The organism is Paraburkholderia sp. WS6 (genome assembly GCF_030464835.1).
Classification (GTDB): domain Bacteria; phylum Pseudomonadota; class Gammaproteobacteria; order Burkholderiales; family Burkholderiaceae; genus Paraburkholderia; species Paraburkholderia madseniana.
This window is the reverse complement of record NZ_JALQCK010000031.1, coordinates 60,671-84,577: the sequence shown is the minus strand read 5'-3', so window position 1 is coordinate 84,577 and position 23,907 is coordinate 60,671. Positions and strand designations below refer to the sequence as shown.

General features: G+C 62.6%; 21 protein-coding genes. 13 read left to right on the top strand and 8 right to left on the bottom strand.

Annotated elements, in window-relative coordinates:
• Positions 1–4: 4 nt before the first annotated feature.
• Entirely contained in the window at positions 5–1,351 is a 1,347-nt protein-coding gene (hslU, locus tag M0D64_RS30250; RefSeq protein WP_154559686.1) for an ATP-dependent protease ATPase subunit HslU, read from the top strand.
• Positions 1,352–1,517: 166 nt separating this feature from the next.
• On the opposite strand, the gene M0D64_RS30245 is transcribed toward hslU, so the two are convergent.
• Both M0D64_RS30245 and M0D64_RS30240 read right to left on the bottom strand, forming a co-directional pair.
• A complete protein-coding gene (locus M0D64_RS30245) occupies positions 1,518–2,060 on the bottom strand; it encodes a response regulator transcription factor (protein ID WP_028197735.1) in 543 nt (180 codons plus the stop codon).
• Complete coding sequence (locus tag M0D64_RS30240; RefSeq protein WP_266260469.1) at positions 2,057–3,367, bottom strand: ATP-binding protein; 1,311 nt, start codon at positions 3,365–3,367, stop codon at positions 2,057–2,059. The genes M0D64_RS30245 and M0D64_RS30240 overlap by 4 nt, the downstream gene beginning before the upstream one ends.
• A gap of 128 nt (positions 3,368–3,495) precedes the next feature.
• On the opposite strand from M0D64_RS30240, the gene M0D64_RS30235 reads away from it, so the two are divergent.
• Positions 3,496–5,133 (top strand): tetratricopeptide repeat protein, encoded by a 1,638-nt coding sequence (locus M0D64_RS30235; protein WP_266260468.1) that lies wholly within the window; start codon positions 3,496–3,498, stop codon positions 5,131–5,133.
• A 42-nt stretch (positions 5,134–5,175) separates the two neighbouring features.
• Here M0D64_RS30235 and M0D64_RS30230 read toward each other — a convergent pair whose 3' ends face one another.
• Positions 5,176–5,400 carry a cysteine-rich CWC family protein gene (locus tag M0D64_RS30230; RefSeq protein ID WP_266260467.1) on the bottom strand — a complete coding sequence of 75 codons (225 nt, stop codon included), beginning with the start codon at positions 5,398–5,400 and terminating at the stop codon, positions 5,176–5,178.
• A gap of 265 nt (positions 5,401–5,665) precedes the next feature.
• Here M0D64_RS30230 and argB point away from each other — a divergent pair, with 265 nt between their 5' ends.
• The 7 genes from argB to M0D64_RS30195 all read left to right on the top strand — a co-directional run bounded on the left by argB (position 5,666) and on the right by M0D64_RS30195 (position 13,005).
• Positions 5,666–6,565: an acetylglutamate kinase gene (gene argB, locus M0D64_RS30225; protein WP_063494482.1), complete on the top strand. Its 900-nt coding sequence runs from the start codon at positions 5,666–5,668 to the stop codon at positions 6,563–6,565.
• 209 nt (positions 6,566–6,774) lie between these two features.
• Positions 6,775–7,527 carry a pyrimidine 5'-nucleotidase gene (locus M0D64_RS30220; protein WP_266260466.1) on the top strand — a complete coding sequence of 251 codons (753 nt, stop codon included), beginning with the start codon at positions 6,775–6,777 and terminating at the stop codon, positions 7,525–7,527.
• Positions 7,528–7,544: 17 nt separating this feature from the next.
• A complete protein-coding gene (slmA, locus tag M0D64_RS30215; protein WP_266260465.1) occupies positions 7,545–8,243 on the top strand; it encodes a nucleoid occlusion factor SlmA in 699 nt (232 codons plus the stop codon).
• A gap of 301 nt (positions 8,244–8,544) precedes the next feature.
• Positions 8,545–9,690: a homoserine O-acetyltransferase gene (locus M0D64_RS30210; protein WP_171925213.1), complete on the top strand. Its 1,146-nt coding sequence runs from the start codon at positions 8,545–8,547 to the stop codon at positions 9,688–9,690.
• On the top strand, positions 9,687–10,295 hold the full coding sequence (metW, locus tag M0D64_RS30205; RefSeq protein WP_054037137.1) for a methionine biosynthesis protein MetW: 609 nt from the start codon (positions 9,687–9,689) through the stop codon (positions 10,293–10,295). The genes M0D64_RS30210 and metW overlap by 4 nt, the downstream gene beginning before the upstream one ends.
• A 14-nt stretch (positions 10,296–10,309) precedes the next feature.
• Positions 10,310–11,704 carry an AmpG family muropeptide MFS transporter gene (locus M0D64_RS30200; protein WP_266260464.1) on the top strand — a complete coding sequence of 465 codons (1,395 nt, stop codon included), beginning with the start codon at positions 10,310–10,312 and terminating at the stop codon, positions 11,702–11,704.
• 50 nt (positions 11,705–11,754) lie between these two features.
• A complete protein-coding gene (locus M0D64_RS30195; RefSeq protein WP_171925215.1) occupies positions 11,755–13,005 on the top strand; it encodes a M48 family metallopeptidase in 1,251 nt (416 codons plus the stop codon).
• Between the two features lie 66 nt (positions 13,006–13,071).
• Here M0D64_RS30195 and M0D64_RS30190 read toward each other — a convergent pair whose 3' ends face one another.
• From M0D64_RS30190 to gatC, 5 genes are all read right to left on the bottom strand, one after another.
• Positions 13,072–13,851 carry an exodeoxyribonuclease III gene (locus tag M0D64_RS30190; RefSeq protein WP_154559679.1) on the bottom strand — a complete coding sequence of 260 codons (780 nt, stop codon included), beginning with the start codon at positions 13,849–13,851 and terminating at the stop codon, positions 13,072–13,074.
• A gap of 54 nt (positions 13,852–13,905) precedes the next feature.
• On the bottom strand, positions 13,906–14,745 hold the full coding sequence (locus tag M0D64_RS30185; protein ID WP_154559678.1) for a PPK2 family polyphosphate kinase: 840 nt from the start codon (positions 14,743–14,745) through the stop codon (positions 13,906–13,908).
• A 121-nt stretch (positions 14,746–14,866) separates the two neighbouring features.
• Positions 14,867–16,342 carry an Asp-tRNA(Asn)/Glu-tRNA(Gln) amidotransferase subunit GatB gene (gene gatB, locus M0D64_RS30180; protein ID WP_154559677.1) on the bottom strand — a complete coding sequence of 492 codons (1,476 nt, stop codon included), beginning with the start codon at positions 16,340–16,342 and terminating at the stop codon, positions 14,867–14,869.
• Between the two features lie 5 nt (positions 16,343–16,347).
• Positions 16,348–17,835, bottom strand: coding sequence for an Asp-tRNA(Asn)/Glu-tRNA(Gln) amidotransferase subunit GatA (gatA, locus tag M0D64_RS30175; protein ID WP_266260463.1), 1,488 nt, complete (start codon positions 17,833–17,835; stop codon positions 16,348–16,350).
• A 43-nt stretch (positions 17,836–17,878) separates the two neighbouring features.
• Positions 17,879–18,178 (bottom strand): Asp-tRNA(Asn)/Glu-tRNA(Gln) amidotransferase subunit GatC, encoded by a 300-nt coding sequence (gene gatC, locus M0D64_RS30170; protein WP_171925220.1) that lies wholly within the window; start codon positions 18,176–18,178, stop codon positions 17,879–17,881.
• A 380-nt stretch (positions 18,179–18,558) separates the two neighbouring features.
• Between gatC and M0D64_RS30165 the strand changes: the two genes are divergently transcribed.
• From M0D64_RS30165 to mrdA, 4 genes are all read left to right on the top strand, one after another.
• Positions 18,559–19,602 (top strand): rod shape-determining protein, encoded by a 1,044-nt coding sequence (locus M0D64_RS30165; protein WP_004189550.1) that lies wholly within the window; start codon positions 18,559–18,561, stop codon positions 19,600–19,602.
• A gap of 153 nt (positions 19,603–19,755) precedes the next feature.
• A complete protein-coding gene (mreC, locus tag M0D64_RS30160) occupies positions 19,756–20,856 on the top strand; it encodes a rod shape-determining protein MreC (protein ID WP_154559675.1) in 1,101 nt (366 codons plus the stop codon).
• Positions 20,853–21,365, top strand: a complete 513-nt coding sequence (mreD, locus tag M0D64_RS30155; RefSeq protein WP_054037125.1) for a rod shape-determining protein MreD — start codon at positions 20,853–20,855, stop codon at positions 21,363–21,365. Before mreC ends, mreD begins: the two co-directional genes overlap by 4 nt.
• A gap of 141 nt (positions 21,366–21,506) precedes the next feature.
• On the top strand, positions 21,507–23,900 hold the full coding sequence (gene mrdA, locus M0D64_RS30150; RefSeq protein WP_266260462.1) for a penicillin-binding protein 2: 2,394 nt from the start codon (positions 21,507–21,509) through the stop codon (positions 23,898–23,900).
• Positions 23,901–23,907 lie beyond the last annotated feature (7 nt).

Sequence of the window (23,907 nt, the reverse complement as noted above, 5' to 3'; positions counted from 1 at the left end):
CACGATGAGCACTATGACCCCTGCCGAGATCGTCTCGGAACTCGACAAACACATCATCGGCCAAGGCCGCGCGAAGAAAGCGGTTGCCGTGGCGTTGCGCAACCGCTGGCGCCGTCAGCAGGTTGAAGACCCGCTGCGTCAGGAAATCACGCCGAAGAACATTTTGATGATCGGACCGACTGGCGTCGGTAAAACCGAAATCGCGCGACGTCTGGCGAAACTGGCCGACGCACCGTTCATCAAGATCGAAGCCACCAAATTCACCGAAGTCGGTTACGTAGGCCGCGACGTCGACAGCATCGTGCGCGATCTGATGGAGATCTCAATCAAGCAGACGCGCGAAACGGAAATGCGCAAAGTGCGGACCAAGGCTGAAGATCAGGCTGAAGATCGCATTCTGGACATTCTGTTGCCGAGCGCCCGCCCGGTCGGTTTCGGTGCGAGTTCGAGCGCGGCGGATACCGCCGACGAAGGCAGCACCACGCGCCAGACCTTCCGCAAGCGCCTGCGCGAAGGTCTGCTCGACGATAAGGAAATCGAACTCGACGTCGAACAACCGCAAGTCGGCATGGACATCATGGGGCCGCCGGGCATGGAAGACATGACCGAGCAGATCCGTTCGATGTTCGCGAACATCGGCGGCGGCAAGAAAACGCGCCGCAAGCTGAAGGTGAAGGAAGCGCTGAAGGTCCTCACCGACGAAGAAGCCGGCAAGATGCTCAACGACGAAGAGGTGAAAGCCAAAGCGGTGCAGAACGTCGAGCAGAACGGTATCGTGTTCCTCGACGAAATCGACAAGATCGCATCGCGCAATGAAGCAGGCGGTGGCGAAGTGTCGCGTCAGGGCGTGCAGCGCGATCTGCTGCCGCTCGTCGAAGGCACCACGATCAACACCAAGTACGGCATGGTGAAGACCGACCACATTCTGTTCATCGCGAGTGGCGCGTTTCATCTGGCCAAGCCGAGCGATCTGATTCCGGAACTGCAAGGCCGCTTCCCGATTCGGGTCGAACTGGATTCGCTGTCGGTGGGCGATTTCGAATCGATTCTGGTGTCGACCGACGCGAGCCTCGTGAAGCAATACCAGGCATTGCTGGCCACCGAAGACGTGCACCTCGAATTCGCCGACGACGGCATTCGCCGCATGGCCGAAATCGCGTACTCGGTCAACGAGAAGACCGAAAACATCGGCGCACGCCGTCTGTATACGGTGATCGAAAAACTGCTTGAAGATGTCTCGTTCGCAGCCGGCAATCATTCGGGCAAGACGGTGCAGATCGACGCGGCGTATGTCGATCGCGCGCTGAACGAAGTGGCGGAAGATGAGGATCTGTCGCGCTACGTGCTGTGATGCTGATGTAGACGTCGATGTCGATGTCGATGTCGATACTAACGCCGCGTCAAAGCCGCGCGCCTCGCGCGCAGCCGATCATGTGTGAGGCGTAAAAAAACGGGCTGTCTTGTGAAAGGCAGCCCGTTTTGTTTTCCGGCCCGCAAACGCGAGCAGGCCCCAGCACTTACTGCTTGACCGGCCGCTTCGCCAATTTCCGCTGCAGCGTTCGACGATGCATGTTCAACGCGCGCGCAGTAGCCGAAATATTGCCGCCGTGCTCCGCGAGCACGCGTTGAATATGTTCCCACTCCAGACGCGCAACCGACAACGGCGTGGGATGCTCAATCGCCTCTTCAGCTTGCAGCGCGCTCGCTTCGCTTTGCAGCGCCGACAAGATCGTCTCCACGTTAGCGGGTTTCGCCAGGTAGTTATCGGCGCCGTCCTTCACAGCCTGCACCGCCGTGGCGATGCTGGCATAACCGGTCAACACCAGCATGCGCGCGTCAGGCTGCAAATCACGCAGGGGAGCGACGAGCGTGAGACCGGAATCATTGCCCAGATGCAGGTCTACCGTGATCTGGCTGAACTTCTGCTGGTTCGCCAACTTGATCGCCTCATCCGCGTTGTGCGCTTCGGCCACCGTATAACCGCGCCGCGTCAAACCGCGCGCGAGGATGCCGGAGAACACCTCATCGTCGTCGATCACCAGAAAATTCATATCGCTCATGCCTGTTTCTCCGTGTTGGATGGCGTAGTGCCTTGACGGCCCGCACCTGATAATTTGCGCGCCGCAAGCGGCAGTCTCAACACTGCGCGCGTGCCACGCGGCTTGATCTCACTGACATCGGCCAGCTCGATCGATCCCTTCAGACGTGCCGCCGCTGAAAACGCCAGATACAGGCCCACGCCGTGTCCACCCTGTGTGCTGTCGACCGGCATCGTGCCGAGCGACCCGCGCAACGCGGCCGGAATACCAGGGCCTGCGTCGCATACTTCGAATGCGATCTGGTCGCCGCGCGCCGCGAGCGTGCACGACAGCGTGACGTGATCGCGGCTCGCACGCGCGGCGTTGTCGAGCAGAATCGTAAGAATCTGACTGACGGCAACCGTATCGTCAAGACTGACACCCTCAGGCGGCACACCGATCCGTTCGAACTTCACATGCGGATGACGCAAGCGCCATTGTTCGCCAAACGACTCGAGCCATTCGCTGACCGTTTGCCGGTTGGTCGCGGTCGATGCACGGCTGCGCAGCCGTGCAAGCGCCGAAGTACACAGCGTCATTTGCTGTTCGAGCAGATCCAGGTCGGCGCTGTATGGCGCGAGCCCCTTGTCGGTTCGCGCGGCGTCGCGCAATTCTTCGGACAACATTGCAATTGTAGACAGCGGCGTGCCGATTTCGTGCGCGACAGTGGCGGCCTGCACACCGAGCGCGACGGCGCGTTCATCGTGAAGCAAACGCTGCTGCGCATCTCCGAGCGCTGCGTCACGTAGTCGCAGAGCGCGCGACATGCGTGCGACGAACCACGCAATCAGGCCGACGCTGACCATGAAGTTCACCCACATGCCGGCGCGAAAGTAGTCGAACAGGTTCGCCGGGTTGTCGAGATTGAGCGGTACGGAATCGAAGCCAAGCACGGCGTAGCAGGCCACGGCGAACGCGGCGAGCCACGCCATCAGATGCCATGGCAACACGGCGGCAGCAATGGCGAGCGATGGCAGGTACAGCGAAACGAATGGATTGGTAGTGCCACCGGAAAGAAACAGCAGCGCCGACAACGCGCCGAGATCGACCCAGATCTGGCCGAACAGTTCGAGATTGGACTCAGGCCGCTGCTGCGAGACACGCCACCATGTGAGGCCATTGAAGATCACTTCGAGAGCGATCACGAGCAACATCGCGGGCAACGGCAAGTGCACGCCGAAGAAGGTCTGCACAAACGCAATCGTCACCAGTTGGCCAATGATGGCGAGGCTGCGCAGCCAGAACAGATGACCGAGGTTGACGCGGCCGGTGTTAGTTATACGATGCATGACTTTAGTTTGACTGTTCGGACTAGTCTGACTTACCTCACGGTCTTGCGTCGGTAACATGGAATTTTGCGACAGCGTTGTGCGAGCCGGTTGCTCATCATCGGTTCTCGCGCCACCCAAACTCATCCATGCTGCCAATCTCTGATTGCGAGATCCCTGCCTCATCAGCTTTCCTGACTTTCCTGCGACATGCCGCCGCAGCCCGGCAAACCGGCACCGCAGAAGCAGAGGCCAGATGGCTCGATGCCGCTGCACAACGCCACCCGCTCGACGACGAGTCCATCGATTCGCTCGTCATCACTTTGCTCGCAGAACATCGTCATGACGACGCGATCGAACTCGCCGCCATTATTGCCCAACTCGATCCGCACCGCGCGCTTGCGCACTTCCGTTTCGGCTACGCGCTGCAAATGGCAAACCGGCATAGCGAGGCAATCGAGCCCTATCGTCGCGCACTCGCCATCGATCCGAAACTGCCGCGGCTGCGCAACAATCTCGCTGGCGCCCTCGCGCTCACTGGCGGCGACCTCAACGAGCAACTTGCACTACTGGAAAGCGCAGTTCATGACGAACCCGGCAACGGCGACGCATGGACCAATCTCACTCAGGCGAGCCGCGCCAATTTGAATCTCCTGCGCGCGCTCGAATCCGGCGCAAAAGCCGTGCAATGCGCGCCGCATAGCCCGCTGGCGCACAACAACTATGCGCTGGCGCTGCGTGAAGCGCAACGCTGGGACGAAGCGGAGCACGCCGAAAGAACCGCCTGCGCGTTAGCGCCCAACGACGCCGCTATGCGCTCCAATCTCAGCATGCTGCAGCTCATGCGCGGCGATTACGCGCACGGCTGGCAAGCCCACGAAGCGCGTTGGGATGGCTCGTTGGAATTGGGCGGCAACCGTCCGGCAATGCCGGCGCCGACCTGGCGAGGTGAACCGCTTGCCGGAAGAACGCTGCTGGTGTGGGGCGAGCAGGGCATGGGCGACGTCTTGCAGTTCAGCCGCTATATCCCGCTGCTGGCCGAGCGCGTTCATCGCGAGGGCGGCCGTCTCGTCTGGAATTCATTTCCGCAGATGGGTGCGTTGCTCGCCCGCAGCCTCGGCGATCATGTGGACGATTTTTCGGCCGGCGGTGGCGTCGAATCTTTACCGCCGTTCGACTACGAAATCCCGTTACTCAGCCTGCCTTTGATATTCGACACGCGCGAGGAGACGATCCCCGCTGCGACTCCGTATTTGCGTGCGGACGCTGCAGCGCGTGCGTCGTGGCAACAGAGACTTGCCGGCGAAACAAGGCTCAAAGTCGGGCTGGCATGGACCGGCAGCCTTGGCCATCAGCGCAACCCATTCCGACGGGTAGGTTGGGAGCGCTATGCAAAACATTTCGGCGGCATGCAGGGCGTGGCGTTCTATTCGCTGCAGCCGGGTGCCGGGGCGGATGTCGCGGCCGCCCGGGCGGCGGGCCTGCCAATGTCGGACCACACCGCCGAATTCTCCAACTTCGACGACACAGCCGCATTTGTCAGCGCGCTCGATCTCGTCATCACGGTTTGCACGTCCGTGGCGCATCTGAGCGGCGCGCTCGGCCAGCGCACATGGGTGCTGCTCGACGTCAATCCGCATTGGGTCTGGCTGCTCGACCGGCCCGACAGCCCGTGGTATCCGAGTGCGATGCTCTACAGGCAGCCGCAGTTCAGCCAATGGGATCCGGCGCTGGAAGCTGTTGCACGTGATCTGAGCGCGCTTGCGGCCCGGCACCACGCGGCATAGGCCGCCATGGACTGCAAAGCGGCCATCAGGGCCGCGCCGCGTTCAAACTGAAGCGGCTCCCGGACCCGGCTGCACGGCTCGCGCAATCTCCGCCGCAAGGCATTCAGGACACAGACAGCGGCCAGATGGATCGAGCCGGTCTGCCGGAAGGGCCGGCATCTCACGGCACCAGCAGTCGAATGGCACCCCATGCATGGCGCAATCGAATGCATGACCGCAGCGCGGGCAAAGCGCGCTGCTTGCGGAGCGGGAAGCTGACGGTTTCATGAGGTGCCGGATGATCTCGCTTCAGCCTGGATCAGGAAATGATGCCACGACTCGCGCGCCGCCGTGAGTCGGCCGTTCGGCCAATTCACAGGCAGTTCTGAACGGCGGTAAGCTTGATTGTCGCCCGCCGCTTCGGGCCGCTCATTGCGCAGTGCGCAAAGCCGGCGCCGCCCGTCACCGGCGCCGCTATCGAAAACCCTGTTGCAGCGCGCCAGTCCTGTACAATTCGCCGTGTTTTAACTGTTCCGTGCCTGAGCCTGCCGCCATGTCCGAGATCCCTGACCTTTCGCAGATCGCGCCCACCCTGAAGGCTGAAATCCTGGCCGAGGCGCTGCCTTACATTCGCCAGTATCACGGTAAGACCGTGGTCATCAAATACGGCGGCAACGCCATGACCGAGGAACGACTCAAGCAAGGCTTCGCGCGCGACGTCATTCTGCTGAAACTGGTCGGTATCAATCCGGTCATCGTGCACGGCGGCGGTCCGCAAATCGACCAGGCGCTGAAAAAAATCGGCAAGCAGGGCACGTTCATTCAGGGCATGCGCGTCACCGACGAAGAGACGATGGAAGTCGTCGAATGGGTGCTCGGCGGCGAAGTGCAGCAGGACATCGTCACGCTGATCAACCATTTCGGCGGCCACGCGGTCGGCCTGACGGGTAAAGACGGCGGCCTGATCCACGCGCGCAAGATGCAGATGCCGGATCGCGACAATCCGGGCCAGTACGTGGATATCGGCCAGGTCGGCGAAGTCGAGGCAATCAATCCCGCGGTCGTGAAAGCGCTGCAGGACGACGCCTTCATTCCGGTGATCTCGCCGATCGGCTTCGGTGAAGACGGCCTGTCGTACAACATCAATGCGGATCTGGTCGCGGGCAAACTGGCGGTTGTGCTGAACGCCGAAAAGCTGGTCATCATGACCAACATCCCGGGCGTGATGGATAAGGAAGGCAATCTGCTGACCGATCTGTCGGCGCGCGAAATCGACGGCCTGTTCGCAGACGGCACGATCTCCGGCGGCATGCTGCCGAAAATCTCGTCGGCGCTGGATGCTGCGAAGAGCGGTGTACGTTCGGTACACATCATCGACGGCCGCATCGAGCACTCGGTGCTGCTGGAAATTCTCACCGAACAGCCGTTCGGCACGATGATCCGCTCGCATTGATTCCTGCCTCAAACCCGGCCCACACGGTACGCCAATCAGGCGTGCCATGTGGGCCGTGCAGTTGCACTGCCGCTGCTTCAAGCGATACACAACGCGCCGCCCTCTGGCGCAAAAACGCTCTCCCTTCTTTTATCGCCTTCCGCATCGCGAAGCGTCGTCCGCGTTTGCTGCGTGAAGCGACTGTCCGCGCCTGAACGGCGTCCTCCATCATGCGCACCCCCACTTCCCGACGCCGTCGTCCGCACATCGCAGGCGGCAGTCCGGTCTGGCTGTTCGATCTCGACAACACGCTGCACCACGCCTCGCACGCGATCTTTCCGGCGATCAATCAGGGCATGACGCAGTACATCATCGACTCGCTGGGAGTCGACATCGACGAGGCCAACCGTCTGCGCACCGGTTACACACAACGCTATGGCGCGGCGCTGCTCGGTCTGGCACGCCATCATCCCCTTGACCCGAACGACTTCCTGAAAGTCGTCCACACGTTTCCCGATCTCGGCTCGATGATCCGTCACGAACGCGGCGTCGCGCGCCTCGTCGCATCGCTGCCCGGCCGCAAGATCGTGCTGACCAATGCCCCCGAGGCCTATGCGCGCGCGGTGCTCTCGGAACTGCGCATCGAGCGTCTGTTCGAACAGGTGATTGCGATCGAGCATATGCGCGATCGCCGCAGCTGGCGCGCCAAACCCGACCATTCGATGCTGCGCAAGGCGATGCGCGACGCGCACGTCTCGCTCAAAGACGTGATCCTCGTGGAAGACACGCGCTCGCATCTGAAGAACTACCGGCGGCTCGGCATCCGCACCGTGTGGATCACCGGCCATCTGCCGCGCAAGCCGCACGCGGACGGCGTGCCGACGCGTCTGCCGGGCACCGGTCGGCCGCACTATGTCGATCGATGCATTCGTTCGTTAAAATCGCTACGACTGGGCAGCCGCTCGGTTCGTTTGAAGAGATAGCAGACGGGGCGACAGCCATGCAGCCGATCGACAAGCCGGACGAAGCCATAGCCGAACACGAACCCGCCCCGTCGGGCGCCCCGCGTGCGCCGCGCCTGAAGCCGGGCGAGCGCCGCGTGCATATCCTGCAGACGCTTGCCGCGATGCTGGAGGCGCCGAAGAGCGAAAAGATCACCACGGCGGCGCTCGCCGCCCGGCTCGGCGTCTCGGAAGCCGCGCTGTACCGCCATTTTGCCAGCAAGGCGCAAATGTTCGAAGGGCTCATCGAGTTCATCGAGCAGACCATTTTCGGCCTGATCAACCAGATCGCCGACAAGGAAAGCAACGGCGTGCTGCAAGCCCGCGCGATCGCCCTGATGCTGCTCAACTTCCCCGCGAAGAATCCCGGCATGACGCGCGTGCTGACCTGCGAGGCGCTGGTCGGCGAGCACGAACGGCTGACCGAGCGGGTCAATCAGATGCTGGAACGAGTCGAGGCGTCGTTGAAGCAGTGTTTGCGGCTGGCCCAGATGGAGGCAAACGCAAGCACGGCGGAAAACGCCGGCTTGAGCGCCAATGCACACGCTGCCCCGCTGCCCGCCGGCTACGATCCCGCGATCCGCGCGAGCCTGCTGCTGAGCTACATCATCGGCCGCTGGCATCGGTATGTACGCAGCGGCTTTGCGCGGCCGCCCGCCGAACACGCCGACGCGCAACTGCTGCTGATTCTTCAGTAGTCAGCGCGGCAGGCGCAGCGGCAAGGCGCCGCCCGCGACGCTGCCGCGTGAAATTTTCCGCTATACTTTGCGCCTGACTGCGGCTCGCCGAACTACCTGAGACCGCTGTCCGAAGCACCCTGAACACCTATTACGCGCCGATTTGCTGACTCGATTGCGGGCGCGCGAGCCAGCGGGAACATACGATCCCGCGGTTCACTATAAATGCGGCTAAAGAGGTCGTCAGCCGCGCACACAGTTTCTCCTCCGTGCTTCGCCGACGCCAATCTAGCCGCCCTGTATTTGTTAAATGGCGGAATGAATGGAATCGATCGGTATCGTCGCTCCCCAAAAAATGCATTTCACCGAGCCGCTGCTGCTGCAGAACGGCAGCTCGCTGGCCGGTTACGACCTGATGGTCGAGACCTACGGCACGCTCAACGCCGCGCGTAGCAATGCCGTGCTGGTATGCCACGCGCTCAACGCGTCGCACCACGTGGCGGGCGTGTACGCCGACAATCTGAAGGACATCGGCTGGTGGGACAACATGGTTGGCCCGGGCAAGCCGCTCGACACCAACAGGTTCTTCGTGATCGGCGTGAACAACCTGGGTTCGTGCTTCGGCTCGACCGGGCCGATGAGCCTCGATCCGGCGACCGGCAATCCGTACGGCGCGACCTTTCCAGTCGTCACGGTTGAAGACTGGGTGAACGCCCAGGCGCGCGTCGCCGATGAGTTCGGCATCACGCGTTTCGCGGCGGTCATGGGCGGCAGCCTCGGCGGAATGCAGGCGCTCGCGTGGAGCATGATGTATCCGGAGCGCGTGGGCCATTGCATCGTGGTCGCATCCACACCGAAGCTCTCCGCGCAGAACATCGCATTCAACGAGGTAGCACGCTCGGCGATCCTGTCGGACCCCGACTTCCACGGCGGCAACTACTACGCGCACAACGTGAAGCCGAAGCGGGGCTTGCGCGTCGCGCGCATGATCGGCCACATCACGTATCTGTCGGACGACGACATGGCCGAGAAATTCGGCCGCTCGTTGCGCCGCGCGGAAGGCGCGGTGGACGCGTACAACTTCAACTTCGACGTGGAATTCGAAGTGGAGTCGTACCTGCGCTACCAAGGCGACAAGTTCGCCGACTACTTCGACGCGAACACGTACCTGCTGATCACCCGCGCGCTCGACTATTTCGATCCCGCCAAGGCCTTCGACGGCGATCTGACCGCCGCCGTCGCGCACACCACGGCGAAGTACCTGATCGCCAGTTTCTCGACCGACTGGCGTTTCGCGCCGGCCCGCTCGCGCGAACTGGTGAAGGCGCTGCTCGACCACAAGCGCACGGTGACGTACGCGGAAATCGACGCGCCGCACGGCCACGACGCCTTCCTGCTCGACGACGCGCGCTATCACAACCTGATGCGCGCCTATTACGAACGTATTGCGAACGAGGTGAACGCATGAACCAGCGAGCACTCGATTATCTGGCGCTGCGCCCGGACTTCCGCGCGATCGCCCGTTGGGTTGAACCGCGCGCCACCGTGCTCGATCTGGGTTGCGGCGACGGCTCACTGCTGTCGCTCCTGACCGAAGAACTGGACGTGCAGGGCTACGGCATCGAAATCAACGACGCCGGCGTGCTGGCGTCGACGCAGAACGGCGTCAACGTGATCCAGCAGAATCTGGAAGACGGCCTGCGCCTGTTCGAGGACGGCAGCTTCGATTTTGCGGTTCTGTCGCAGACGCTGCAAACCATTCATCAGACGGCCGCGATCCTGCGCGAGACGGTGCGGGTGGGCAAGGAATGCATCGTCTCGTTCCCGAATTTCGGCTACTGGGCGCATCGGCTGTCCGTGCTGCAGGGCCGCATGCCGGTGTCGAAGTCGCTGCCTTTCCAGTGGCACAACACGCCGAACGTGCGGGTGCTGACGATCAAGGATTTCGAGGCGCTGGCGCCGGAAGTCGGCATCGAGATACTCGACCGCGTGGTGCTGCACGAAGGCCAGGTGGTGCGATGGGGCGTGAACTGGCGTGGTAGTCTTGCGGTCTATCGCGTCAAGAAAAGCTAACGCCACTTATCCACATGTCGAACCCGCCGCACGAGGCGCCTGCACTTACCGCTCACGAAGAACATCCCGGCTGGCGCGCGTTCCTGAATACGCGCATGCTGATCTGCGTCTTTCTCGGCTTTACGTCGGGACTGCCGCTGTTCACGCTCGTCTATCTGGTGCAGGCGTGGCTACGCTCCGAAGGCGTCAATCTGAAGGAAATCGGCCTTTTTGCGCTGATCCAGTTCCCGTACACCTGGAAATTCATCTGGGCGCCCCTGATGGACCGCTACGTGCCGCGTTTTCCGGGCTGGCGTCCGGGCAGACGGCGCGGCTGGATGCTGGTCACGCAGATTCTGGTGGCAGGTGCGATTGCCACGCTCGGTTTCGTGTCGCCGAAGGATTCGATCTGGACGGTAGCGGCTTTGACGGCGCTGGTCGCGTTCTTCGGCGCGAGCCAGGACGTTGTGATCGACGCCTACCGGCGTGAGTTGCTGAGCGACACGCAGCAGGGTCTCGGCAATGCGGTGCATGTGAACGCGTACAAGATTGCCGCACTGGTGCCGGGTTCGCTGGCGCTGATTCTGTCTGACCATCTGCCGTGGACCACCGTTTTCATCGTCACCGCCGCCTTCATGCTGCCCGGCATGATCATGACGCTGGTGGTGCGCGAGCCTGAGATACACGGCGCGCCGCCGAAAAACCTGCGTGATGCGATCGTGCTGCCGTTCCGCGAATTTATCCAGCGCGACGGTTGGCGCGGCGCGCTCTTTGTACTGGCGTTCATCTTTCTGTACAAACTCGGCGACACGATGGCCACCACGCTATCGACGTCATTCTTTCTCGACATCGGTTTCTCGCGCACGCAAATCGGCGTGATCGCCAAGACTACCGCGTTCGGCGCGAGTCTCGCGGGTGGGATCGTCGGCGGGATCTGGCTGATGCGTATTGGCATCGGCCGTGGACTGTGGATTTTTGGCGTCCTGCAGATGGTGTCGACGCTCGGCTTCGCGTGGCTCGCGCATATTGGCCCAACCTCGCCTGGATTGGCTGTCGTCTATGACATCGCGGTTGGGCTGAGCCAGGGTACGACGAAACTGCTTTCGGTGTTCGGCATCGACTGGACCGTCCAACTCGATCCGCGCTCGGTGGCGCTCGCGCTCGTCTACGGCCTTGAAACCTTTGCGACCGGCCTGACGATGTCTGCCTTCGTCGCCTATATCGCCAGCACCACTGATCCGCGCTACACGGCCACGCAGTTCGCACTTTTCACGAGTTTGGCTTCCGTGCCGCGCACGTTGGCATCGGCGGCAAGCGGCTATGTGGTCGCAAAGATCGGCTGGTTCGACTATTTCATTGTGTGTACCGCGCTGGGGCTGCCCGGCATGCTGCTTCTGCTGCGCATCGCGCCCTGGAGAACCCGGTCGTGACGGTGCGTCAGTCAAAGCGCGGGGCGCGCCCGGTTTCGGACACCTTCGGGATGTCTTCGCTGAAGGCCGGACGCGCGGGGCGGCGTGCGGTGCTGGCGCTCGGTTGTGCGAGCCTGATGACGTTGGCGGCGCCGTTGAGCGCCTACGCGACAGCGATGCCTGCGGTCGGCTCCAGTGCAACAGCGGCGGCCACCACCACACCGGCTCCGGCAGCGGCGCCGACGCCGGCACCGGCGGCGAAATCGGCACCGAACACTTCAAATCCCGAAAACGCGACACCGGCTGCGGCCGGCGCGACCAGCGCCACGAACGCCGGCAGCGCACCTGCAGCCGCCACGCCGCCCGCTTCAACACAGGCGCCACCGACGCCAGTAACGGCTAAAACGCCGGCCGCCACCTCGACGCCGGCTACGGCCGCAAAAGCGCCTGCCGCAACGTCGTCGCCCGCCGCAGCCGCCAACACCCCCACGCCGCCGACTTACAGTGCGCCGAACACGCAGTTGCGCTACGGCGGCTACCTCGTGTTTCGCAACCTGATCCCGTCACCGATGCTCGAGGCGCAAGCGGCCGAAGAGTTCAGCCAGATCACGTACGGCGCGGAGCACGCAAACCGCCTGTACGGCGATACCGACGCCCACGTCGCGCGCGTGCGTTCGATCGTCGACAAGATGATTCCCTACTCGTTGAAATGGAACGAGCGGGCCAAGGGCTGGAAGTGGGATGTGGCGGTGGTGCGCTCGCCCGATATCCGCATGTACTGCCTGCCGGGCGGCAAGATCGTGGTGTATAGCGGCCTACTCGACCGCACGCGTTTGAACGACAACGAACTCGGCATGCTGATCGGTCACGAGATCGCGCACGCACTGCGCGAACATGCACGTGAGCGGCTCGGCGAACTGCAGTCGAGCCAGCTCGACTCGTCCGGCACGATCCCGCAGCTCTTCGGGCTCGCCGATCTGGGTGCCGCGCCGCTCGGCATCGGTTCGCGCTTGCTGGAGATGAAGTACGAGGGCACCGACGAAACCGAGGCCGATGTGATCGGCAGCGATATCGCCTCGCGCGCCGGCTTCGATCCGCGCGCGGCGGTCACGCTGTGGGACAAGCTGGCCACGGCGACTCGCAGCAATCGCGAGCAGGGCTATATCTACGTGCACCCGTACACGCCGGCGCGGCGTCAGGACATCATTAAGCGTTTGCCGGATATGTTGCCGCTCTATGCGAAGGCAATCGGCAAGACCGTCGATGCGCTGCCGGACTATGCCGGCATGGGCCGCCCGCGCCGCAAACCGGTCAGCGAGTGAGTTGCGCGAGCCGCAGCGCTTGGCTTGCGGCTTGCGCAGTTCCCTTGCGGCTCGGGCCGGCCGTGCTTACTTCTTGACCTTGTGATCGTAGTCGACCGTCAGCGGCGCATGGTCGCTGAACTTGATATCGCGGAACACGTCGGTGCGTTTCGCCTTGCCGGCGATGCCCTGCGTCGCGATCTGGTAATCGATCCGCCACCCCACGTTCTTCGCATACGCCTGACCGCGATTGCTCCACCACGTGTATTGCTCGGGCCGTTGATCGAGCGTGCGAAATACGTCGACGTAACCCACTTCGTCAAACAGCTTGGTGAGCCACTCGCGCTCTTCCGGCAGGCAGCCTGAATTCTTCTGGTTGCTCTTCCAGTTCTTGATGTCGATCTCTTTGTGGACGATGTTCACGTCGCCGCACACGATCACTTCCCGTTCCTGGGCCAGTTCCGCGAGATGCGGCATGAACTCGTCCATGAAGCGGAACTTGGCCTGCTGGCGATCTTCACCGCTCGATCCCGACGGTACATACACAGAAATCACCGAAAGTTTGCCGAAGCGCAATTCGACATAGCGCCCTTCCGGATCGAATTCTTCGCTGCCGAATCCGATCACCACTTCATCCGGTTCATGGCGCGTGTACACGCCCGCGCCGCTATAACCCTTCTTCACCGCATGCTGGAAATAGCCGGTGTAATCGTGCGGCGCCATGAATTCGGGCGTCATGTCGTCTTGCGAACATTTGATTTCCTGCACGCACAGCACGTCGGCTTTCTGTTCGCCGAACCAGTCGAAAAAACCCTTCTTCGCCGCTGAGCGGATGCCGTTCAGGTTGGCGGTAATCACACGCAACATGTCGTTTCCTTTATGTTCAATTCGTTTCTGGAGCACATGACCGAAGGCGCAGGGTCATTCGACCTTGATGCCCTTCAGCGATTCCTTGGCAGGCGGATATTCGAGCTTTAATGCTTCGAACGTGCGTAGCAACAACTCGGCGACCATCACATTGCGATGGGTCTTCGAGTCTGCCGGGACCACGTACCACGGTGCGTATTCGGTCGACGTCACGGCCAGCGTATCGCGGTACACCGCCTGATATTTGTCCCACTGCTTGCGGGCTTCGAGATCGGAGACGTCGAATTTCCAGTGCTTGCTCGGATCGTCGATGCGCGCTTGCAAACGCTCACGCTGCTCATCTTTAGAAATATGCAGCATGCACTTGACGATGGCCGTACCGCTGTCGGCCAGCAGCTTTTCGAACTGGCGAATGTGGCCACAGCGCTGCTCAAATGCTTCGGCGTCCAGATTGCCGAGCACGGTCGGCACCAGCAGATCTTCGTAGTGGCTACGGTTGAAGATGGTCAACTCACCGGCAGCGGGCGCCTGCGCATGCACGCGCCAGAGAAAATCGTGCGCCAGCTCCACAGGCGTAGGCGCCTTGAACGGCACGATGCGCAAACCAAGCGGATCGACCTCATGAAACACCGCGCGGATCGTGCCGTCCTTGCCGCTCGTGTCCATGCCTTGCAACACCAGCAATACCCGGCGTTTCTGCTGCGCGTGCAGGCACTCCTGCTGCGTGTCGAGGATCGCGCCGATCTCCGACAATCGCACACGGTCGGCATCTTTCGAACCGCTCGAAAAAGGCTTCGCGGCCGGGTCGAAAGCGTCGAGTGAGAATTTGCTGCTCTTCTTGCCGTCGTCGAAATACGGTACGCGGAAATCGTCGAGTTCGGGTTGCTTCGCCATTCACACTCCGTGATCTGCGTTAAAACATTGCCCGCAAAATGAAACGGGCCGTTGCCCCAGTTTCGTTTCCGGCAACAGCCCGTGATGACCGGCGCACTCGCACCGGTCACATGACTTCAACTCAGGACAGCTTCTTCTTCAGCAGTTCGTTCACCTGCGCCGGATTGGCTTTGCCCTTGGTCGCCTTCATCGCCTGACCGATCAGCGCGTTGAACGCTTTTTCCTTGCCGGCGCGGAATTCCTCAACCGACTTCTGGTTCGCGGCGAGCACTTCGTCGATGATCGCTTCCAGCGCGCCGGTATCCGAAATCTGCTTCAAACCCTTCGCTTCGATGATGCGATCGGCAGCGGCTTCGTCGGTGGCCTTCTCTTCCCAGATCGCGAGGAAAATTTCCTTGGCGATCTTGTTCGAGATCGTGCCGTCGGCGATACGTTGCAGCAGCAACGAGAGTTGCGCGGACGAAACCGGGCTGTCAGCGATGTCCAGGTCTTCGCGATTCAGTTGCGACGACACCTCGCCCATCAGCCAGTTCGCCGCGACCTTCGCGTTCGACGGACCGACCTTGAGGACGACCGCTTCGTAGTAGGCAGCCATGGCCTTGCTCGACGTCAGCACGTTAGCGTCGTACGGCGTCAGGCCGTATTGCGTGACGAAGCGCTGTTGAATCGCAACCGGCAGTTCCGGCATTTCGCCCTTCACGCGCTCGACCCACGCCGCGTCGATCACCAGCGGCATCAGATCGGGATCCGGGAAATAGCGGTAGTCGTGCGCGTCTTCCTTGCTGCGCATCGACCGCGTTTCGCGCTTGTCCGGATCGTACAGACGCGTTTCCTGCACCACCGTGCCGCCGTCTTCGATCAATTCGATCTGACGGCGCACTTCGTACTGGATCGCTTCTTCGAGGAAGCGGAACGAGTTCAGGTTCTTGATCTCGGCACGCGTGCCAAATTCCGCCTGACCGACCGGCCGCACCGACACGTTCGCGTCGCAACGGAACGAGCCTTCCTGCATGTTGCCGTCGCAGATGCCGAGCCATGTGACCAGCGTGTGCAGCGTCTTGGCATACGCGACCGCTTCAGCCGCGCTGCGCATTTCCGGCTCGGTGACGATTTCGAGCAGCGGCGTGCCGGCGCGATTCAGGTCGATGCCGGTCATGCCCGCGAAGTCTTCGTGCAGCGACTTGCCCGCGTCTTCTTCGAGGTGAGCGCGCGTCAGGTTGACGACCTTCTCGTACGCTTCCTTGCCCGCCTTTTCGTTAGCCGGGACCTGGATCGTCACCTGGCCGCCCTGCACGACGGGGATTTCGTATTGGCTGATCTGATAGCCCTTCGGCAGATCGGGGTAAAAGTAATTCTTGCGCGCGAAAATGCTGCGCGGCGCGATCGTCGAGCCGATCGCGAGACCGAACTGAATCGCACGCTCCACGGCGCCGCGGTTCATCACCGGCAGCGTGCCCGGCAATGCCAGATCAACGGGGCTGGCCTGCGTGTTCGGCGCAGCGCCGAATTGCGTGGCGGTGCCCGAGAAAATCTTCGATTGGGTCGACAGTTGCGCGTGGGTCTCCAGACCGATCACGACTTCCCATTGCTTGGCCATGGTGCTCACACTCCTGCCGGTGCTTTACGGTGCCAGTCGGTCGCGCGCTGGAACGCGTCGGCCACTTGCAGCATCCGGGCTTCATTGAAATAGTTGCCGATGATCTGCAGACCCACCGGGCGCTGCGCATTCGCGCCCGCGCCGAAGCCACACGGCACGCTCATGCCCGGCAGACCGGCGAGGCTCACCGACAGCGTGTAGATGTCGGCCAGATACATCTGCACCGGATCGTCGCCCTTCGCGCCGAGGTCCCACGCTACCGACGGCGCCACCGGGCCCATGATCACGTCGCACTGCTTGAACGCTTCCTGGAAGTCCTGCGCGATGATGCGGCGGATCTTTTGCGCCTGCAGGTAGTACGCGTCGTAATAGCCGTGCGACAGCACGTACGCACCCACCAGAATGCGGCGCTTCACTTCCGGACCGAAGCCTTCCGCACGCGACTTCTTGTACATGTCGAGCAGATCGCGGTATTCCCCCGCGCGATGACCAAAGCGCACGCCGTCGAACCGCGACAGGTTCGACGAAGCTTCCGCCGGCGCGATCACGTAGTACACCGGGATCGACAGTTCAGTTTTCGGCAGCGAGACTTCCACCAGCGTGGCGCCCAAAGCTTCGTATTGCTTCAATGCAGCGTCGATCGATGCGCGCACGTCGTCGGCAAGGCCAGCGCCGAAATACTCTTTCGGCAGGCCGATGCGCAGGCCGGCAAGCGGTTTGTCCGCACCGTCTTCCTTCCACGTCTTGCCGATGTAGCGCGTGAAGTCTTCGTCTTCGCGCGTGAGGCTGGTCGAATCGCGCTCGTCGAAACCGGCCATGGCATTGAGCAGCGTGGCGCAATCCGCGGCCGTTTGGGCCATCGGACCGCCCTGATCCAGCGACGATGCGAACGCGATCATCCCGTAACGCGATACGCGGCCATACGTCGGCTTGATGCCGGTGATGCCCGAGAACGACGCCGGCTGACGAATCGAGCCGCCGGTATCCGTGCCGGTGGCAGCGGGCGCGAGGCGCGCCGCCACAGCAGCAGCCGAACCGCCCGACGAACCGCCCGGCACAGCCAGACGATCCCACGGATTCTTCACGGGGCCAAAATACGAATTCTCGTTGGACGAGCCCATCGCGAACTCGTCCATGTTGGTTTTGCCCACGCACACCATGCCGGCGTTCTGCAGACGCGCGACCACCGTCGCGTCGAACGGGCTTTCGTAGTTCGACAGCATCTTCGAACCGGCCGTGGAGCGCCAGCCCTTGGTGACGAACACGTCCTTGTGGGCGATCGGCAGGCCGACCAGCGGGCCGGCGTGGCCGGTGTGAAGCAGCGCGTCGGCCGCTTTCGCCTGCGCGAGCGTCAGGTCGGCGTCGACCTGAATGAAGGCGTTCAGGCTGTTGGCCGCGTCGATCCGCTTCAGATAGAGCTGCGCCAGTTCGACTGCGGAGCATTCCTTGGCTGCCAGTGCGGCGCGCAGTTCGGTCAAGCTTTTTTCATGCATTGCGTTTTATCCTGGGCTTGATTCGCGAGTCTTGGTCGATCACTTACTCGATCACCTTCGGCACGAGGTACAGGCCGTCCTGAACGGCCGGCGCCGGGCGCTGGAAGGCTTCACGGTCGACCGTTTCGGTCACCGCGTCGTTACGCAGACGCAGCGCGACGTCTTCGATCTGCTCGATCGGATGGGCAAGCGGGGCGATGCCGGTGGTATCGACCGCCTGCATTTGCTCGACGAGGCCAAAGAAATCATTGAGCTGGGCAAGCGTGTGCTCAGCGTCGGCATCAGCCAGTTCGAGCCGCGCGAGGTGCGCGATGCGTTTAACATCGGTCAGGGTCAGAGCCATGCAGTCACCGGAAAATGTGGTGGACCGCCGCAGCGCGGGAAAAACGATGCTGCGACAGCGGGTTACGACACTGGAGGAAGACCTCGAAAAAGGGGCCAGCGGCGGCAAAAAGTGCCGTCCGTTTCCTTCAAAACATCCAAAATTATAAGGTATCATTACGCGTTCGACCCAAACCCGGACCGACTTACCAAGGCCTTTCTGAACAATTCCCAAAGATAGTTCGGATTTTTCTGACTGGGCCTTGCACCGGCCTCCGGTAGACTCCCTCGCAGCTTCAAGTTCCTGTGGCGCCGCTTCCGCCCGGTTGAAGCTGTTATTTTTTCCGCTGCCGCCCTGCGCAACCGTCGCGAGGGCTGGCCCCAAGCGAGACAGGATTTTGAATGTTCGGTTTTCTGCGCAGCTACTTCTCCAACGACCTGGCGATTGACCTTGGCACTGCCAACACGCTCATTTACATGCGTGGCAAGGGTATCGTTCTTGATGAACCGTCGGTGGTCTCGATCCGCCAGGAAGGCGGTCCCAACGGTAAGAAAACCATTCAGGCAGTCGGCAAGGAAGCCAAGCAGATGCTTGGCAAGGTGCCGGGCAACATCGAGGCGATCCGCCCGATGAAAGACGGCGTGATCGCCGACTTCACCGTCACCGAACAGATGATCAAGCAGTTCATCAAAACTGCTCACGAATCGCGCATGTTCTCGCCGTCGCCGCGCATCATCATCTGCGTGCCGTGCGGTTCGACCCAGGTCGAGCGTCGCGCCATTAAAGAAGCCGCTCACGGTGCGGGCGCTTCGCAGGTTTACCTCATTGAAGAACCCATGGCAGCTGCAATCGGCGCGGGCCTGCCGGTGTCGGAAGCAACCGGCTCGATGGTCGTCGATATCGGCGGCGGCACGACCGAAGTCGGCGTGATCTCGCTCGGCGGCATCGTGTACAAGGGTTCGGTCCGCGTAGGCGGCGACAAATTCGACGAAGCCATCGTCAACTACATCCGTCGCAACTACGGCATGCTGATCGGCGAACAAACCGCCGAAGCCATCAAGAAAGAAATCGGCTCCGCGTTCCCGGGTTCCGAAGTCAAGGAAATGGAAGTGAAGGGCCGCAATCTGTCGGAAGGCATTCCGCGCAGCTTCACGATCTCCAGCAACGAAATCCTCGAAGCCCTCACCGATCCGCTGAACCAGATCGTGTCGTCGGTGAAGATCGCGCTCGAACAAACACCGCCGGAACTGGGCGCCGACATCGCCGAGCGCGGCATGATGCTCACCGGCGGTGGCGCACTGCTGCGCGATCTGGACCGCCTGCTCGCCGAAGAAACCGGCCTGCCGGTGCTCGTTGCCGAAGACCCGCTGACCTGTGTTGTGCGCGGCTCGGGCATGGCGCTCGAACGCATGGACAAGCTCGGCAGCATCTTCTCGTACGAGTAAGCGAGCCCGTCTCCATGTCAGTAGCGCGGATCTGGCAAACGGCCCCTTGCGGGCCGGTTTGCCGTTGGCTGGGCCTGCCAGCCTCCGCGCGCTGAACGCGCGTCCCTCGCGCGCCGCCGTCTCACCCAACCGCTCACGCCCCCGGCGCCGACCATGGAATACAGTCCGCCGCCCCTGTTCAAGCAAGGCCCGTCCGCCCTCGCACGGCTGGTGTTTTTCGTCGTGCTGGCGCTCGCCCTGCTGATCTCCGATGCACGCTTCAGAACGCTCGAAATCGTTCGCGGCGTGCTCGGCGCGGGTCTTTATCCGTTGCAACGCGCAGCCCTCGTGCCGCGCGACGTGTTCATGGGCGCTGCCGACCTGGCCGTGACCAGCGCCACATTGCGCAGCGAGAACGACAAACTGCGCACCAAAGATCTTCAGCTCTCGCAACAAGCCAATACGGCCGCCGAACTGGCCGCCGAAAACACGCATTTGCGCGCGCTGCTGCAACTCTCGCAGCGCTCGACCACGCAATCGCTGCCGGCTGAAATCCAGTACGACACGCGCGACCCGTTCACGCAGAAGGTCGTGATTGGCCGCGGCGCCCAGCAAGGCGTCCAGAACGGTTCGCCGGTCGTCAACGAAGACGGCGTGATAGGTCAGGTGACACGCGTGTTCCCGCTGCAAGCCGAAGTGACGCTGCTCACCGACAAGGATCAGGCCGTGCCCGTGCAGATCGTGCGCACCGGCTTGCGCAGCGTGATTTACGGCACACCGAAGGGCGATACGCTCGACCTGCGCTTCGTGCCGATCAGCGCCGACGTGCAAACCGGCGACGAACTCGTGACCAGCGGGCTCGACGGCGTTTATCCGCCGGGGCTGCCGGTCGCGAAGGTCGTGCGGGTCGACAAACAGGCCGATACGGCGTTCGCGCGCGTGATCTGCTTGCCGGTGGCGCCTGTGCGCGGCGCACGTCAGTTGCTCGTGCTGCACTATCTGAACAACGTGCCGCCGCGTCCGGCGGAAGAGCCCGATGCGGCCACGACCGCCAAGGACGCGAAAGCGAAGAAGGGCGGCAAGCCAGCGGACAACAAGGCCGCAGCGGATAAATCCGCTGCCAAGCCTGCCGAAAAGCCCGCCGTCGCCGCTGCCAAGCCCGCTGAAAAGCCGTCGGCCAAAGCCACGGCCGCTGAGAAGAAAACCGCCACCGAAAAGAAACCGGCCGCTGACAAGAGCGCGAAGCCGCAAGCCACGCCGGGGGCCCAGCCATGAACCGTCCGCAATACATCCTGCAGCCGGTCAATCCGTACTTCATCTCGTTCAGCCTCGCCGCGGCGTTCCTGCTGAACCTGATGCCGTGGGGGCGCCTCGCCGGTGTGCCGGACTTCGTAGCGCTCGTGCTGCTGTTCTGGAACGTGCACCAGCCGCGCAAAGTCGGTATGGGCATCGCGTTCTTTCTCGGCTTGTTGATGGACGTACACAACGCCAGCCTGCTCGGTGAGCACGCGCTGGCGTATACGTTGTTGTCGTATGGCGCGATTACGATCCATCGCCGGGTGCTGTGGATGTCGCTCGGCGTGCAGACTTTTGCGGTGATGCCGCTGCTGGTCGTCGCGCAACTGGTGCCGTTCGTGATCCGTCTGCTGACGGGCGCGGCGTTTCCGGGCTGGAGTTACCTGATCGACGGCTTCGTCGAAGCCGCGCTGTGGCCGGTCGCCAGCATGCTGCTGCTGATGCCGCAGCGTCGCCCGGCCGATCCGGACGATACGCGGCCGATTTAATCACGCATCGAGCCCGCCGGCCGTTCCGATGGAATCCACGCCCCCGGCCCGCTCGACGCGCATCGCTGTTCATGCCTCCCGGTTCCGGCCGGTTTGGGCGCACACTCATGATGGCCGTCACGCGGCCTTTTGCAGAATCGCATGACCGAATTCAAGGACACTCAGCAACAGCTCTCGAAGTTCCGCCTGCGCGTCGCGGCGGCGGGCGTGTTCGTGTTCGTCTGCTTCGGGCTGATCGGTTTCCGTTTCCTGGTCCTGCAGGTCTGGCACTACAGCAAGTACTCGCTGCAAGCCGACGAAAACCGCATCTCGGTCGCGCCGATCGTGCCGAACCGGGGCATCATCACCGACCGTAACGGCGTGGTGCTGGCCAAGAACTACTCGGCTTATACGCTCGAAATCACCCCGTCGAAGCTGAACGACACGCTCGAAAACGTAATCGACAACCTGGCCACCGTGGTCTCGATCGACGCACGCGACCGGCGCCGCTTCAAGAAACTGCAGGAAGATTCGAAAAACTTCGAGAGCCTGCCGATCCGCACCCGCCTCACCGACGACGAAGTCGCGCGCTTCACCGCGCAACGCTTCCGCTTTCCGGGCGTGGAAGTGCGCGCGCGCCTGTTCCGCCAATATCCGCTCGGGCCGACTGCGGCCCACGTGATCGGCTATATCGGCCGGATTTCGCAGCGCGATCAGGACCGCATCGACGACGCCAGCGATCAGAACGACAGCGATCCGGATCACTACGATCCGCGCCTCGACGCGAACAACTACAAGGGCACCGACTACATCGGCAAGATCGGCGTCGAGCAGAGCTACGAGACGGAACTGCACGGCCAGACCGGTTTTGAGGAAGTCGAAGTCACCGCCGGTGGCCGACCTGTGCGCACGCTGTCGCGTACTCAGGCAACGCCGGGCAACAACCTCGAACTGTCGATCGACATCGGCCTGCAGCAGGTCGCCGAGCAAGCCTTCGCGGGCCGCCGCGGGGCACTGGTCGCGATCGAACCGGCAACCGGCGATGTGCTCGCGTTCGTCTCGGCGCCGAGCTTCGATCCGAATTCGTTTGTCGACGGCATCGATCAGCAGACCTGGGACGAGCTCAACAACTCGCCGGACCATCCGCTGCTGAACCGTCCGCTGCACGGCACCTACCCGCCGGGCTCGACCTACAAGCCGTTCATGGCGCTCGCCGCGCTGACGCTGCATAAGCGCACGCCGGGCTGGGGCTTCCAGGATCCGGGCTCGTACACATTCGGCGGCCATACCTTCCGCAACGACGTGCGCTCGGGCCAGGGCTGGGTCGACATGAACCGCGCGATCGTGGTGTCGAACGACACGTATTTCTACATGCTCGCGCACGATCTCGGCGTCAATGCGATCGCCGGCTTCATGAAGCCGTGGGGCTTCGGCCAGATCACCGGCATCGACATTTCAGGCGAAGCGCGCGGCATCCTGCCGTCGACGGACTGGAAGCGCAAGGCGTACCGCAAGCCCGAGCAGCAGCGCTGGTATGAAGGCGAAACGATCAGTCTGGGCATCGGCCAAGGCTATAACTCGTTCACCATTCTCCAACTCGCCCACGCCACGGCCACGCTCGCGAACAACGGCGTCGTGATGAAGCCGCACCTCGTGCGCGACATCGAAAATCCGATCACCAAAGATACGCGCCCGGTCGTGCGCGATCCGAGCGACAAGATCGCGGTGAAGCAATCGGACATCGACATCATCAAGCGCGCGATGGAAGGCGTCGTGACCAACGGTACGGCGTCGAAGCTGTTCATCGGCGCACCCTATCTGGCCGCCGGCAAGACCGGTACGGCGCAGGTCTACTCGCTGCAAGGCGCGAACTACAAGGGCCACGCGATCGCCGAGCATCTGCGCGACCACGCGCTCTTCATCGCGTTCGCGCCGGCCGAGCAACCGAAGATCGCACTCGCGCTGATCGTCGAAAACGGCGGCTGGGGCGCGGAAGCGGCCGGTCCGATCGCACGTCGTGTGCTCGATTACTACCTGGTCGGCAAGAACAAGCCAGGCGCTGAAGCGGCGGCTGTCGCAGCAGCGGCCTCGGCGACGGAGGATGCGTCCGCACCAGAAGTGGGTGACGCACCGACGCCGCAGGACGCGGCGCAGCCGGTCAAGATCGCGGCGGGCTTCACGGCACTGCCGATGCCGGGTGCGGCTTCGGCCGCGGCGGCAGCTTCTGCAGCGGCGGCTGCTTCGGCTTCGGCTTCGGCTTCGGCTTCGGCTTCGGCTTCGGCTTCGGCTTCGGCTGCTGCATCGGCTTCGGCGCCTTCGGCTGCGACATCGCCGGCTAAGGCGACTGCTTCCGCATCCGGTGCAACCAGCGCGTCGGCGGCCGTCGCTGCATCCGCGTCCGCCGCCGCAAAGATTCCGGCGCCGCGTAAATCCGGCGTCCCGCACAAACCCCGCCCGAGCAGCGAGTCGGTACCGACTGCCGCCGCCCCGTCGCGGGATGACAGCATTCAGCCTACGTCGCCACGCCAGCCGGTTTCCGGCGGCATCGACGAGTAAGGAGAAA